The organism is Gordonia polyisoprenivorans, from assembly GCF_017654315.1.
In the GTDB taxonomy this organism is placed as follows: domain Bacteria; phylum Actinomycetota; class Actinomycetes; order Mycobacteriales; family Mycobacteriaceae; genus Gordonia; species Gordonia polyisoprenivorans_A.
The window spans coordinates 2,215,769-2,230,040 of the sequence record NZ_CP072203.1 but is presented as its reverse complement, the minus strand read 5'-3'; the positions used below and the strand labels follow the sequence as shown (position 1 = coordinate 2,230,040).

At 67.4% G+C, this 14,272-nt stretch carries 10 protein-coding genes and 1 pseudogene; 4 read left to right on the top strand and 7 right to left on the bottom strand.

The window, feature by feature from the left end; translation table 11 throughout:
- The first annotated feature begins 136 nt into the window (after positions 1-136).
- The 4 genes and pseudogenes from efeU (at position 137) to J6U32_RS09935 (ending at position 5,919) form a co-directional block, all read left to right on the top strand.
- Positions 137-1,864, top strand: a complete 1,728-nt coding sequence (efeU, locus tag J6U32_RS09950; RefSeq protein WP_208795128.1) for an iron uptake transporter permease EfeU — start codon at positions 137-139, stop codon at positions 1,862-1,864.
- Positions 1,861-3,054, top strand: coding sequence for an iron uptake system protein EfeO (gene efeO / locus J6U32_RS09945; protein ID WP_208795126.1), 1,194 nt, complete (start codon positions 1,861-1,863; stop codon positions 3,052-3,054). The genes efeU and efeO overlap by 4 nt, the downstream gene beginning before the upstream one ends.
- Positions 3,055-3,097: 43 nt before the next feature.
- Positions 3,098-4,393: an iron uptake transporter deferrochelatase/peroxidase subunit gene (gene efeB, locus J6U32_RS09940; RefSeq protein WP_208795124.1), complete on the top strand. Its 1,296-nt coding sequence runs from the start codon at positions 3,098-3,100 to the stop codon at positions 4,391-4,393.
- 103 nt (positions 4,394-4,496) lie between these two features.
- Positions 4,497-5,919: pseudogene (locus tag J6U32_RS09935) on the top strand (serine hydrolase domain-containing protein).
- An 18-nt stretch (positions 5,920-5,937) separates the two neighbouring features.
- On the opposite strand, the gene cysC reads toward J6U32_RS09935, so the two are convergent.
- From cysC to J6U32_RS09900, 7 genes are all read right to left on the bottom strand, one after another.
- The gene (gene cysC, locus J6U32_RS09930; RefSeq protein ID WP_208795122.1) at positions 5,938-7,827 is read right to left on the bottom strand and encodes an adenylyl-sulfate kinase; all 1,890 of its coding nucleotides are present in this window, start codon (positions 7,825-7,827) and stop codon (positions 5,938-5,940) included.
- Complete coding sequence (gene cysD / locus J6U32_RS09925) at positions 7,827-8,789, bottom strand: sulfate adenylyltransferase subunit CysD (protein ID WP_208795120.1); 963 nt, start codon at positions 8,787-8,789, stop codon at positions 7,827-7,829. The genes cysC and cysD overlap by 1 nt, the downstream gene beginning before the upstream one ends.
- Positions 8,786-9,586: a trehalose 2-sulfotransferase gene (stf0, locus tag J6U32_RS09920; protein WP_208795118.1), complete on the bottom strand. Its 801-nt coding sequence runs from the start codon at positions 9,584-9,586 to the stop codon at positions 8,786-8,788. Before stf0 ends, cysD begins: the two co-directional genes overlap by 4 nt.
- Positions 9,587-9,681: 95 nt before the next feature.
- Positions 9,682-11,199 carry a sulfatase family protein gene (locus tag J6U32_RS09915; protein ID WP_208795116.1) on the bottom strand — a complete coding sequence of 506 codons (1,518 nt, stop codon included), beginning with the start codon at positions 11,197-11,199 and terminating at the stop codon, positions 9,682-9,684.
- Positions 11,200-11,241: 42 nt separating this feature from the next.
- Positions 11,242-12,315: a quercetin 2,3-dioxygenase gene (locus J6U32_RS09910; protein WP_208795114.1), complete on the bottom strand. Its 1,074-nt coding sequence runs from the start codon at positions 12,313-12,315 to the stop codon at positions 11,242-11,244.
- The gene (locus J6U32_RS09905; RefSeq protein WP_244332767.1) at positions 12,312-13,310 is read right to left on the bottom strand and encodes an alpha/beta hydrolase; all 999 of its coding nucleotides are present in this window, start codon (positions 13,308-13,310) and stop codon (positions 12,312-12,314) included. Before J6U32_RS09905 ends, J6U32_RS09910 begins: the two co-directional genes overlap by 4 nt.
- 69 nt (positions 13,311-13,379) lie before the next feature.
- Positions 13,380-14,267, bottom strand: a complete 888-nt coding sequence (locus J6U32_RS09900; protein WP_208795113.1) for a LysR family transcriptional regulator — start codon at positions 14,265-14,267, stop codon at positions 13,380-13,382.
- Positions 14,268-14,272 lie beyond the last annotated feature (5 nt).

Genomic DNA, 14,272 nt, shown 5'->3' with positions numbered 1-14,272 from the left:
TGGAGCTGGTGGCGGGCATAACGCCCTCGCAGTTCACGGTCGACGACCGTGATGCCACCGCCCGTCCAGAAGCCGAGGAAACGGGCATTTCCGGCAGCATGCCGCATCGTCCGCATCGCATGGAGCGGGGGCAACAATGCTCGCAACCCTGATCATCGGCCTCCGCGAAGGCCTCGAAGCAGCCCTCATCGTCGGGATCATCGCCGCATTCCTGCGGCGCCAGCAACGCCGTGACGCGCTGCGCTGGATGTGGATCGGCGTGATCGTCGCGGTCCTCATCTGCGTCGCCGTGGCGATCGGCCTGGAGGTGCTTTCCCGCGATCTGCCCCAACAGCAGCAGGAAGCCCTGGAAACGGTCATCGGTGCCATCGCGGTCGCGATGGTCACCTACATGATCGTCTGGATGCGCGAGCATTCCCGAGACCTCAAGGGGGACTTGGAATCCGCCGCATCCGAGGCGATGGCCAACGGGTCGGCGTTCGCCTTCGTGCTGATGGCGTTCCTGGCGGTGCTGCGCGAAGGGCTCGAGACCGCCGTCTTCCTCGTCGCGGCGTTCAACGCCAGCGGCAACGCTGTGCCCTCGGCGGCCGGGGCGATCCTCGGCATCGCCATCGCGGTGGCACTGGGATACGGCATCTACCGCGGCGGGGTCCACATCAATCTCGCCCGCTTCTTCAAGATCACCGGCTTGTTGCTGGTACTCGTCGCCGCCGGACTGGTGATGACGGCCCTGCACACCGCCCACGAGGCCGGATGGCTCGACATCGGACAACAGCAGGTCGTCGACCTGAGTTGGTTGGTGCGGCCAGGTTCGGTGCAGTCGTCGTTGCTGACCGGTGTGCTCGGGTTACAACCCAAACCGGTGCTCATCGAGGTCCTCGGCTGGCTGATCTACGTGCTGGTGGTCGGCACGATCGTCCTGTGGCCGGCCGGGCGCGCATTCCCGCGGCGTCTCGCCGCGATCGCCACCGGAGCCTGCGCCGCAGTGCTCGCAATCGCCGCGCTCGTCGTGTTCCTCACCGCGCCGGCCACCCCCGCGCTGCCGTCGTCGACGCTGGCGACGCCGTCCACCGGGTCTCCGACCACCAGCGGCATCCTGTCCGGCACGACGGTGCAGGTACCCGCGGACGTCTCGGTGTCGGTGTCGAAGGCAGGCGCCGACTCCGCGACCGGAGTGCTGACCAGCGGCGCCGTCACGACCCCCCTCGAACGACTGTCCGGGGGTGAGACGACCACGTTCGGCAGCCTGTCCGCGCCGACCTTCGACCAGGTCGTCACCCCGAACCTGCCGATCACCGCCTTGGTACCGGGCGCTCCGACGCGGGTGAGCGTCGCCCAGATCGTCGCCGGCAATGGCGGACGTCTGCCGGTGGGTCTGGACACCCGCCGGTTCGGTGAGTCCGCGCCGGTGGTCTACGTCGTCAGCGCCTCGGTGACCGTCTCGGTCGATCCGTATTTCGACCGCCCGCTCGCCGCCGATGTGCGCTACGCGATCACCGCGACGGCCACCCCGGAACAAGGGTCGGCGGTCGTGCTCGGCAAGGTCGCCACGTTCGAGACCGGACATCAGCCCACCGCCGCCGACCTCACCGCGCTCGGGGCCGCGAATGATCAGCTCAATCGCCATCATTCGCGAGGCGTGACGGTCCCGCTGACCCTCACCGTCATCGCAGCGGTACTGGCCGTGCTCGCGGCGCTTCTCGCGATGGCGTCGCGCCGTCGACCGACCCCATCGGCACCGTCAGCCCCGGTGTCCGGGGGCGGTGACCCGACCACATCGGAGCCCTCGGGACCCGACGTGACCCCGGATGTGGACCCGGCCGCCGTGGTGGCGCCGCCCGAGAAAAAGGAGAGAACCCGATGAGGGCTTCCAGACTGGTTGCCGTGTCGGCGACCGCCGTGGCCATCGTAGGTGTGGCCGCCTGCAGCAGCAGCAGCGACGACGGCGATTCGTCGAGTGCGACGAAGACCGTCACCGTCGAGATGACCAACGACGGCTGCAAGGTCACCCCCGACAAGGTCGACGCCGGGCCGATCACCTTCGAGATCAAGAACACCAACGCGGCGGCGGTCAGCGAGGTGGAGCTGTTGCAGGACGGCAAGATCCTCGCCGAGCGCGAGAACATCGCGCCGGGTATGGCGGCAACGTCGTTCTCCCACAAGCTCGATGGCGGCACCTACGAGATCTACTGCCCGGGCGCGACCAACGAGAAGACCACCTTCACCGTCACCGGCACGGCCACCAAGGCCACCGGTAGCGTCGCCGACCAGCTCAACGCGGCCGCGGCCGAGTACAAGCAATATGTGGTCACCCAGGTGAACAGTCTGACCACGGCGACCCAAACCCTCGTCGACGCCGTCAACGCCGGTGATGTCGTCGCCGCCAAGGACGCCTACATCAAGGCCCGCCCGTACTACGAGCGCATCGAGCCGATCGCCGGATCCTTCTGTGCCAACGGCGCTTCGGACTGCTCGACCGACAACGCGGTGAACCTCGACGTCGCCATCGACGCCCGCCCGGACGCCCTGGGCCCCGGCGACACCTGGCAGGGCTTCCACGTCATCGAGAAGCAACTGTGGGAGGCCGGCAACCTCGACGGGATGAAGCCGGTCGCGGCCACCCTCCTGACGAACGTCAAGGATCTGCAGCGCCTGGTCAACGAGCCCTCGTTCACCGTCAAGCCCGCCGACATCATCAACGGTGCCGGTGACCTCCTCGACGAGGTGTCCACCAGCAAGCTGACCGGTGAGGAAGAGTCCTACTCGCATATCGACTTCGTCGACATGCAGGCCAACATCGAGGGCAGCCAGCAGGCGTTCGCCATCGTCAAGCCCGCCCTCAACGAGATCGATCCGCAGTTGACGACGACGATCCAGCAGGCCTTCGACCGCGTCGACTCGCTGATCGACAGCTTCCGGGATCCCAACGGGCCCGGCGGATTCAAGCCGTTCAACGACGTGACCGAACAGCAGAAGCGGGATATGGCCGCAGCCATCATCGCGGTCAAGGATCCGCTGTCGCAGGCCGGCGGAAAGATCGCCGCCGCCAGCTGACGGCACCGCCCCGGCACCGCATCACAGGAGAATTCGACACCCCATGAGCACCACCGACACGCCAGAACCCACAGCGCAGAAACGGGGCCGGGTGAACCGACGAGGGTTCCTCACCGGCGCCGGCATCGCCGGTGCCGGCTTGGCTGTCGGTGGTGCCGCGGGCGCGGGGATCACCTACGCCGCCACCGGCAACGAAAGCAGCGATCCGGCCACCGAGACCGTGGAGTTCTACGGCGAGCACCAGGCCGGCATCACCACACGCCAACAGAATTCACTCGTGTTCGCCGCGTTCGATCTCAAACCGACGACGGTCGCACAGGTCGAGACGATGATGGCGCGGTGGGCTGCGGCGGCAAGCCTGCTCGCCCAGGGCAAACCGGTCGGTCCGGTCGAGTCGCGCCCGATGGCACCTCCTGCCGACACCGGAGAGGCGTTCGACCTGGGCCCCAACCGTCTCACCATCACCGTGGGATTCGGGCCGAGTTTCTTCGACGACCGGCTGGGCCTGGGCGCCAAGATGCCCGCGGCACTGAAACCTCTGGGCCAGTTGGCCGTCGACACCACCATCGACCCGTCCATCAGTGGCGGTGACATCTGCGTGCAGGCCTGCTCCGAGGACCCACAGGTGGCCTTCCACGCCGTGCGCAACCTCGCCCGCATCGGGCGCAGCGTGGTCACCCTGCGGTGGCTGCAGGAAGGGTTCGGCCGCGCTTCGGCGACCAGCACCGACCAGGTGACGCCACGAAATCTGTTGGGCTTCAAGGACGGAACGGCCAACATCAAGGCCGAGGAGCCGGCCGTCGCCGACAAATGGGTGTGGGTCGGCGACGAGACCGACCAGCCGTGGATGAAGGGCGGCAGTTACCTCGTCACCCGCAAGATCCGCATGCACATCGAGGCCTGGGATTCCGACGACATCTCCGATCAGGAACGGATCTTCGGGCGCACCAAGGATTCCGGCGCACCACTGTCCGGTGGCGGCGAGTTCACCGATTTGAACTTCACGGTCAAGGGAACTGACGGCCGCACCAAGATCGACCGCTTCTCTCACGTGCGCCTGGCCCACCCCGACAGCAACGGCGGTGCCCAGCTCCTGCGCCGCGGGTACAACTTCACCGACGGGATCGACACTCGCACCGGCACGCTGTCGGCCGGTCTGTTCTTCATCGCCTACCAGAAGAACGCCCACGATCAGTTCGCCCGCATCCAGAACAACCTGGCCCAGGATGCCCTCAACGAGTACATCTCCCCGATCTCCAGTTCGCTGTTCGCGGTCCCACCGGGCCTGACCGAGATCGGTGACTGGTACGGCAAGAAGATGTTCGGCTACCAGGGCTGAGCCTGCGCCTTCTGCTCTGCCACATCGGCTTGCCTGTTCGGCCGCGGTCGATGCATGGCCTGTGCCAGACTGCGATATCGGTGCAGTCGGGTTCAGGGGTGAGATGGTGTCCGAAACGCGGGTTTCGCGGAAGTTCTTCGTGAATGTGCTTGTCGTCGTGCTCGCGGTGGTGGCCTCGGTGACCGCGATGGTGGGCACCCGCGCTCCGGCAGCGGCCGCCCCACCGCCACTGGCCTCGTGTGCACAGCCGGCCGGTGCACAGCCGACCGTGATGGCACCCGAGCGTCTCGGGGTGGACAAGGCCGGTCTCGACGACGCCATCGCCTTCGCCGCGTCCCGGATGCGCACGCACATCCAGGTCTTCCGCAACAACTGCTTGATCGGCAGTGGACCGCTGAACGAAGTCACCGGCGATGTGCCGTGGAATCTGTTCAGCTCCACCAAGAGTGTGATCTCGATGCTCGCGGGGATCGCCTACACGCAGCACAGACTCGACCTGAATGCATCGATCGCGGTATCTCCCGCCGGGAGAGGCCGATGCCGCGCATGCACGGATCACCGTCGCCGATCTCCTCACCCAGACCTCCGGCCTGTCGCAGTCGATCCTCAGTGAGGCGGTCACCGCAGGCCTCGACGTGGATCCGAACATCGCGAAACAGGCTCTTGCGCTGCCGGTCACCCACCGTCCGGGGACCTTCTTCGAGTACACCCAGCACGGTCCGGATCTTCTCGCCTACGTCGTACAGCGGGCCGTCGGCGAGGACCTTCAGCAATTCGCTCAGCGAAACCTGTTCGGTCCGTTGGGGATCGATGCCCACGACTATTACTGGGCACGTGACCGGTCCGGGAACACCTACGGTTACGCGTTTCTGTTCATGCCGCCGGCCGACTATGCCAGGCTCGGACTGTTGATGGCCGGTGACGGGGTATGGCGATCCCAGCGCATCATCGACTCCGACTACATCACGCGGTTGCGGACGCCCTCGCCGACGAATCACTGTTACGGGTATCTGTTCTGGGTCAACAGTTCTCCGTGTACCGGGCCGTCCTTCCCGTCCCGTCAGACGGTCGATCAGGCCCCATTGGCCGGGTTGCCCTCCGACGCCTACGCGATGGTCGGATTCCTGCAGCAGAACAATTTCATCGTCCCCAGTCTGGGACTGATGGTGAGCTGGAACGGGTTCCTCGGCGACGTATCCCCCGATCCGGCCACCGATCTCAGCGCCAGCCCGATCAGCGAGCTCTATCACACCTTCTTCCGGAAGCTGGTCGCAGCCTTCCGCTCTCCGCGCCTGCCCGACCCCGGTCCCTACCTGCCCGCGATGAACCTGAATCTCGACCCGATGCAGTTCGCCGACCCCAACATCACCCTCGGCGCACTCGGCATTGGCCCCGACGCCCCGGGTGACTGCACCGTACTGTCGTGCGGCAACACCCCGCTGCGTGCGCCGCTGTCGGGCAACCCGGGTTGCTTCGCCATCACCTGCCCGCCGCTCACCGCACAGGCACCGCACCGGGTGGGCTGAGCGCGATCTCGGTGGCCATCACTCGTCGATGATTCCGCGTTCGACCAGCAGCGCGAGCACACGGCCGGCGAGTTCGTCGATGTCGGCACCGGTGGTATCGAAACGCAGATCCGGTGATTGCGGCTTCTCATAGGGTGCGTCGATCCCGGTGAGGCCCTTGAGTTCACCGCGCCGCGCCCGCGCGTAGAGACCCTTGGGGTCGCGTCGTTCGCACTCGGTGACCGGCGTCGACACGTGTACCTCGATGAAGTCGAGCTCGGCGGCGCGATGCAGTTCGCGGGCGATCTCCCGATCGGAGTGCAGCGGCGAGACCATCGACGCGATCGCGATGACCCCGGCGTCGGCGAACAGACGCGCGAGATGCCCGACGCGCCTGATGTTCTCGGCGCGGTCACCGGGTGAGAAACCGAGGTCGTCGGAGATGCCGTGCCGGATGTTGTCACCGTCGACGAGATAGGCCACCCGCGTCCGGGTGACCAGTTCACGTTCGAGCGCCACCGCCACGGTCGACTTGCCCGACGCGGGTAATCCGGTCAGCCACACCGTCGCCCCGCGTTGTCCGGTCTTGGCCCACCGTTCGGATCGCTGCAGCGAACTCGGATGCCACTTGATGTCATTGCGCGTCGCCTTGCCCGGAATGACCTCCCGTGCCTCGAGGATCGTGCCGGCCGCCACCGTGTCGTTGGAGGCCTCGTCGATGAGGATGAACGCGCCGGTGTCGCGGTTCTGTGCGTAGGTGTCGGCCACGACGACCGATGAGGTCCGCAACGTCACCGTACCGATGTCGTTGAGCCCCAACTCTGTTGGTCCGACGACCTCGAGTAGCGATTCGGGGTCGAGGCGTCGTTCCAGCGACTGCACGGTGGCGCGCACCGTGGTCGCGCCCTGCTTGAGGGCAACGCGGTCCCCGGCGTGCAGAGGCGCCGACGACAGCCAGCACAATGTGGCCGAGAGTTCTCGGGCCGAGACCGGCAGGTGTGCGTCGGGCGCGCCGCTGATGATGACATCGCCACGGCCGACGTCGATCTCGTCGGCGAGCTGCACCGACACCGACAGCCCGGCGACCGCGACGGGCCGCTGGGGGTCGAGGGTGTCCACCGCCGTCACCGTGCTGACCGACCCGGACGGCAGCACGGTGATGGGGTCACCGGGCGCGAGGGTGCCCGCGGCCACGCGGCCGGTGTAGGTCCGCTTTCCGTCGGGCCCGGGGCGCGACACCCACTGCACCGGCAACCGAAGTTCCCGCGACTGCGGCGACGGTGCCGCCAGCTCCACCGCCTCGAGATACTCCAGCAGGGTGGGTCCCGCGTACCACGGCGTGTTGGCCGAGCGGTGGACCACATTGTCGCCGAGGGTGGCGGCCACCGGGATCGCCGTGATCTCACCGATCCCCAATTGCACTGCGAGTTCGGTCAATTCGTCCTGCAACTCACCGAAGCGCTGCTGTGAGTAGTCGACCAGGTCGATCTTGTTCACCGCGGCGATCACGTGCGGCACCCCGACCAGGGTCGCGATCCGGGCGTGGCGGCGGGTCTGGCGTTGCACACCGTGGCGGGCGTCGACGAGCAGCACGGCCACGTGGGCATTGGACGCCCCGGTGAAGGTGTTGCGGGTGTAGCGCTCGTGGCCCGGGGTGTCGGCGAGAACGTAACTGCGTGTGTCGCTGGCAAAGAACCGGTAGGCGACGTCGATGGTGATGCCCTGCTCGCGTTCGGCGCGCAGACCGTCGGACAATGCGGCCAGGTCGACGTCGCCGTCGGAGGAGGTGACGCCGGCCAGATGATCAGTGGGCAGGCTGCCGGTGTCGTGCAGCAACCGTCCGATCAATGTGGACTTGCCGTCGTCGACGCTGCCCGCCGTCGCCAGCCGCAGGATCTGGCGGTGCCCAGCGGAGATCGCGGTGCTCATCAGAAGTATCCCTCTCGCTTGCGGTCCTCCATCGCCGCCGACGAGGTGCGGTCGTCGGCGCGGGTCTCCCCCCGCTCGGAGACGGTCGCCTCGCTGATCTCGGCGATGATCTCGGGAATCGTGGTGGCCCTCGACCGCACCGCACCGGTGATGGTGAGGTCACCGACGGTGCGGTACCGCACCCATTCGGTCCGCACGTCGTCGGCCGCGGTCGGCTGTGAGAACGGCGACACCGCAAGCAGAATTCCGTCCCGGTCGAAGACCTCGCGTTGCGACGCGTAGTAGATCGACGGCAGGTCGAGGCCCTCGAGTTCGATGTAGCGCCAGATGTCGGTCTCGGTCCAGTTCGACAACGGGAACACCCGCACCGACTCGCCACGCCGGATGCGGCCGTTGTACAGCGACCAGGGCTCGGGACGCTGGGCCCGCGGATCCCATTGTCCGAACTCGTCGCGGAAGCTGAACACCCGCTCCTTGGCGCGGGCACGGTCCTCATCGCGGCGGGCACCGCCGAACGCGGCGTCGAATCCCCCTTCTTCTAAGGCGCCCAACAGGACCCGGGTCTGCAGCCGGTTGCGTGATCCCGACGGGTCGGTCGATTCGGCGATGCGCCCGGCGGCGATCGCGTCGGGTACCGACGCCACGATGAGTGTGATGCCCGCGGGGTTGTCGGTACTCGCGGCTACGCGCCGGTCCCGGAACTCGATGACCTCGTCGAAATTGTGGCCGGTGTCGACGTGCAGGATCGGGAACGGCAGTGGGTGCGGACGAAAAGCCTTCTCGGCCAGCCGAAGGAGCACGATCGAGTCCTTGCCGCCGGAGAACAGCAGCACCGGTCGCTCGAGTTCGGCGACCACCTCGCGGATGATGTGTACCGCTTCGGACTCCAGGATGCGCAGTGCGGCAACATAATCGAATGCGGCGGCCTCGTTCTCGGGGGCAGCGGCGTCGGGAGAGGTCATAGCGGATATCCGTTCCTTTCCGCATCGCGGCGGTAGCGCTGCGCCCATTCCTTGGACCTCGCGTTGGACTGCGGTGCGATCGGCGGGGGTGGCGCCAGATCCGGATCGAGGCCCAGCGCGGCGAGCACGCCGGCAGTCGTGCCCTGCGGATCCTTGACCAGTTCACCGAATTCGATGTCGATCGGCGTGATGGCCTCGTCGGCGAACCAGCGGCGCCATTGCCGTTCCTGGTCGGCGAGGATCGCCGCGAGATGAGCGATCCCCTCGGCGTTGTACTGCGCACGCTCATCACGAGCCGGGTCGAAATGCGGACCGTGGCCATCGCGCCAGACCCGCGTCTGTACCGCACGCCACATCGACACCGCTTGTGGCACAACGTCATCGCGGAATACATGAACGAACAGCGGATCGGCCCCGAGGAGTTCACGCAGGGCGGTCCGCAACGATCCGGAGCCCACCCGGGTCCGCGCGATGAGCAGCGGCGTCTGATTCCACATCAATTTGCCGCCCCACACCCCGTTCGCGCTGCGACCGGCGGCCAGGACATCGGCCTGCCACCGGGTGAAGTCGCGGCTGTCCACGGCACCGACGTCGATCTCGTCGAGCAGGTCGAGTATCGCCGAATCCCGCACTCCGGCAAACCATTCACGGGGCTGCGGCGATTCCGAGGACGAGGCGAAGTACTGGAAGAACTCCTCGGGCGTTCCGGCCACCCCGGTGGCCGCGAGCGACTCGACGAGCAAGGTACTACCGCTACGCTGGCTCGCACACACCAGGTAGCTCTGCGGGTGGGGCATCGGCTCAGTCTAACTACGCCGAAACCGAGCGCAACCTGGGCTTTTAGCCTCAATACGCGGGTAATTGTTGACTTTTCGCGATCGGGGTGAAGCGCTCAGCGGGGTGTGCGATCGGCGGTGGACGCGCGCACCGCATCGCCCTCGCCGGAGGTGATGTCGCCGTCGAGCTCACGTCGCGCACCGAGCGGGCGACGTGAGGGCAGGGCCTCTTCTTCCGGCGCGGTGTCGAGGGCTTTCGCGTGGAAGGCCGCCATGAATCGCTCGGCGATGGCGGTGCCCTCGGGTTCGGGTGGGAGCTCGTCACCGGTGCTCGTCCGCCACCGGGCAAGACGGTCGGCAAGATCGGCGCGGATCTGCGAGTAGGCGGGATCCTCGGCGACATTGTTACGCTCATCCGGATCGGAATCGAGGTCGTAGACCTCTACACGGGGTCGGTCGCGTTCGGTCACCGCCGGATCGATGGAGCGCGCCGAGGCACTGTCGGCGATGTCGAGGGGCAGCAGCAGTTCGGGTCGGTGCGCGTAGTTCTCGATGTAGCTGTGGTGTTTGGTCCGCACGGCGCGGATCGGGTCGAACGCGTCGTGGTAGGTCTTCTCGGTGTAGACCTCTTCGCGGCAGACCTCTTCGCGTACCGACCGACCCGCTCGGATCAGTTGCGCGACGTGCGAGCCGCCGTCGACATCGGCGGGCACGCCGAGCCCGAGCAGATCGAGGATCGTCGGGGTGAGGTCGACCCCCGAGAACAAGCCGTCGTAAACCTGCGGTGACATCGCACGCGCCGCCGGCGGTCGGATGATCAGCGCGATCCCGGTGCCCTGCGCGTAGAGCGTCGACTTCGCGCGGGGAAACGCCAGGCCGTGGTCGGTGACGAAGACGATCCACGTGTTCTCGGTGAGCCCGAGATCGTCGACCGTCTCGAGCAGCCGGCCGACCGCGGCGTCGGCCTTGGTGATGCTGCCGTGCAGTCCTGCCAGGTCTTCCCGCACGTCGGCGGTGTCGGGCAGGAATCCGGGAACGTCGATCCCGGAGGTGTCGGCGGGCGGATATTCGTCCTCGGGATAAGGGCGATGGGTCTCGAAGAACCCCGCGGTCAGCAGGAACGGCCGATGCGGTGCGGTGCGGACGTGGTGGCCCAACCACCACTGCGACTCGGCGACGACGTAGTCGCAGCGCGAGTCGGACACGTCGACCGAGTCGAAGCCGATGCTCGTCGGATCGGTGCTCTCGTGTTGCATGCCGAACAGGACCGTCCGGTAGCCCGCCTCACCCAGGATCTGCGGCAGCGTGCGCACCCCCTCGCGATAGGCGAACCCGTGATGGGCCAACCCGACGAGCCCGTTGCGGTGCGGATACTGCCCGGTGAACAGCGACCCGCGCGCTGGCGAGCACAGCGGCGCGGTGGCGTGTGCATCGGCGAAGCGGATACCCGAGGCCGCCAGCCGGTCCAGATGCGGGCTCTCGACGCCGTCGGCGCCGTAGCAACTCAGGTGACGGCCGAGATCGTGCCAATGCACCAGGATCACGTTCTCGCGGGCCGGTACTCCTGCCGTCCGATCCGGCGCGCTCCGACCCGGCTCCGCACTGTCGTGCACATCGTCATCGTCAATGGGCATCGTCCCATGATGCACGCAGCACTGTTCTGCCGTCGCGAACGGTCAGAGATCGAGTCCACGTGTCCGCGTCGGCGGCGGACCGACGAACTCGAGGTCGAGGTCGGCCATGGCGGCGCCGAGCTTGCCCATCATGTGCTCCGGGTTGATCAGACCCTCGGTGTAGACGAGGTCGTCGGTGGCCTCGCCGGTGACGTCGAAGAAGTTCTCGAACACATCGGAGGTCAGGATGCCCAGCATCTGGGTGGTGTGCGCGTCGAAGGCGAAGCTGTGGATGGTGCCGGCCGGTGCGTGCAGGTAATCCCCGGCGGTGAGCAGGGTTTCGACGCCGTTGACGTACAGCCATACCCGACCGGAGAGGACGAAGAAGTTCTCCGTGTGGTGCCGATGGAAGTGCTGCGGGATGTACGGCGACCGGCCACCGAGGGTGAGCACCGAGAAGTACCGGCCTCCGGTGTTGGCACCGCGCGCCTGATAGGAGTTCAGGGAGTCCGGCCAGGCGCGCCGATCCCCGGTAAGTGCCCGCAGGAAGTATCCCTGCGGCCCCGACGGCAACGCGTCGTCCCACTCGTCGGATGCCGCCGCGGGCGCCTCGTCGTGGGCACGTGCACCGACCGACGAGAAGAGTTCTATCAGCGGCGTTTTGACGCCTGCTCGGGCATCGGCGGAGTAGATGTGGGAGTTCACCCCCGCACCGCTGCCGGCGAGGGCGTCCAACGCACCGCCCGGTGCGGAGAAGAACAGGATGCGCGAGCAGTGCCCGAGCATGCGGTAGGCGACCGGCGTTCCCGGCGGTACGTGGATGGAGTCGCCGGGCGCGAGAACACGGCTGCGCCCCGGGAGCCAGAACTGCACCGATCCCTCGAAGACGTGGTAGGAGCGCTGATGGTTCGGCAGGACATGGAATGCGGCGCCGGCGCCTCGCGGGCCGAGAATGAATGCGGCGTCGAACAATCCGCCGGTGTCGGCGGTTCGCGCGATGACCGTCCAGAGCTGGTTGTCGATCTCGTAGCGCAGCCCCTCCCCGCTCGCGAGGCGATACGGGACGGCTTCACCGGGGAGGACATCGATGATCGGGGCACGATCATGCATGGCATCCGGGTCGATGGTGGTGGTCATGAGTTCTCTCCTGGGGTGTGGGCGGGTCGAGACGGGGTCGACGACGAGACCGACGCGTCGGGGTGCAGATGACGGACGAAGAAGCCGGCGATCTCGTCGAATCCGAAGTCGGTGCGGCCCTGGGTCTGCCGCCCGTCACGGGCGGAGTGCAGCAGAGCGGGAGCGGCCCCCTCCGCGGCGAGCCTGCCCTCGTCCATCGCCGGCGGACCCGGGACGTCGGATCGTCGGGGCGGGTTCAGGAAACCGTGCCGGTAGCCGTCGACGAGGTAGAGGTCGGCCTCCACCCCGGCGTCGGCGAGCGCGCGGAACAACAGGCGGCTGTGATCGTCGCCGACGAGGACATCGGCGGTACCGTGCGAGATCTGGAAGGGTGGGGCGTCGCGGTGAACGTGATACAGCGGACTCGCCGCGCGGGCGGCGTCGCCGAGATCGGCGGGGTCGCCCCCGAGGAGCCGCCCCTCGGGAGTCAGAGCCGGTGCGGAGCCGCCGGGCAGCGGCTGTCCGGGTGCCACGTCGCCGGCGACGAGCGTTGCCGGACCGTAGGATTCGGCGACGGCGGACACACGGGCGTCGACGTCGGCGTCCTCGCCGGGCAGTCGCGCGCGATGCGCGTTGAGCCCCACGAGCGCGGCGAGGTGACCGCCGGCCGAGGCACCCCACACCCCGATGCGTTCGGGGTTGATGCCGTATTCGTCTGCGCGGGAACGCAGATGGTCGATCGCCGCGCGGACGTCGTGGAGTTGAGCCGGGAATCGGGCGTCACCGCTGAGTCGATAGTCGATGCTTGCCATCACGAATCCGGCTGCGGCGAAATGACGGTGCAGGTCCGGACACAGTGTGCGGTCGCCGGTGAACCATCCGCCACCGTGCACGAAGACGATGGCCGGATGGGGTCCGAGGTCTGACGGGCCGACGAGATCGAGTAGCAGGTCACCCGACGGCCGGGTGCGGTAGACGACGTCGCGCTGCACGGCGTCGGGCGGGGAGGAACTCACCGTGCCAGTGTCGCCGCGGGAATGTGATCTGGTCCACATGGAATCGCCTCACGATCATGAGGCCGGGCCTCATGATCGAATCTCGGCGGCGATCCGCTCGGCAATGGCGGCGAAAGCATCGACGAGGGCGTTCGGCTTGGCGCGCGGGTGACACAGGTAGGTCGTGACCGGCGGCAGGTCGACGATCGGGATATATCGCAAACCCGGTCGCGCGTGGGTCACCATGGCCGACGACCCGCAGATGTTGACTCCCACCCCGCCGCTGCACAGCTGCAACACATCGTCGAAATGCGTTGCCAATGGCCGGATCTCGAGATGTCGACCACTGGGGCGCGGATCGACGAACCAACTCTGTGAGTCGCCGCCACCACGCATCCCGATGAAGGTCTCGTCGTCGGTCTCGGCCAGCGTCACCGCATCCCGCCCGGCGAGACGATGCCGCTCGTTGACGACGAGCACCCGATCCTCGGACCACAACGGTCGCACCACGATCCCCGTCGGCTCGGCGGGCGGCTGATCGGCGATCATCAACGACACGTCGACCTCTCCCGAGCGCAGCGCGGTCAGTGCATCGGTGAGCGGTAGGCCGTGGATCTGCCAGGTCGCGTCCGGGTGACGCTCGACGGCCGTCGCGAGCAGCCGATTACTCATCTCGCTCGACGCCGCGATCCCGATGCGCAGCACCGACGCGGTGCCCGAACCGTCGGCCCAGGCGCGCACGGCATCCATCGCGGCGATGGCCTCACGAGCGAGCGGGACGAGGGCGGCACCGTCGGCGGTGAGTTCGACCTGCCGCGAGGTGCGGCGAAACAGTGTGACGCCGGTCCGGCGTTCGAGTTGCTGGATCTGCTGGCTCAGCGAGGGCGCCGAGATGTGCAGGCGCTGCGCGGCACGCGTGAAGTGCAGTTCCTCGGCCACCGCGAGGAAGTAGCGCAGGTGCACGATGGTGAGATCCACTTCCC

Bases quoted from the DNA above. Each gene is read 5' to 3' on its own strand.
- efeU (WP_208795128.1), top strand. From the start codon at position 137: ATGCTCGCAACCCTGATCATCGGCCTCCGCGAAGGCCTCGAAGCAGCC.
- efeO (WP_208795126.1), top strand. From the start codon at position 1,861: ATGAGGGCTTCCAGACTGGTTGCCGTGTCGGCGACCGCCGTGGCCATC.
- efeB (WP_208795124.1), top strand. From the start codon at position 3,098: ATGAGCACCACCGACACGCCAGAACCCACAGCGCAGAAACGGGGCCGG.
- cysC (WP_208795122.1), bottom strand. From the start codon at position 7,827: ATGAGCACCGCGATCTCCGCTGGGCACCGCCAGATCCTGCGGCTGGCG.
- cysD (WP_208795120.1), bottom strand. From the start codon at position 8,789: ATGACCTCTCCCGACGCCGCTGCCCCCGAGAACGAGGCCGCCGCATTC.
- stf0 (WP_208795118.1), bottom strand. From the start codon at position 9,586: ATGCCCCACCCGCAGAGCTACCTGGTGTGTGCGAGCCAGCGTAGCGGT.
- J6U32_RS09915 (WP_208795116.1), bottom strand. From the start codon at position 11,199: ATGCCCATTGACGATGACGATGTGCACGACAGTGCGGAGCCGGGTCGG.
- J6U32_RS09910 (WP_208795114.1), bottom strand. From the start codon at position 12,315: ATGACCACCACCATCGACCCGGATGCCATGCATGATCGTGCCCCGATC.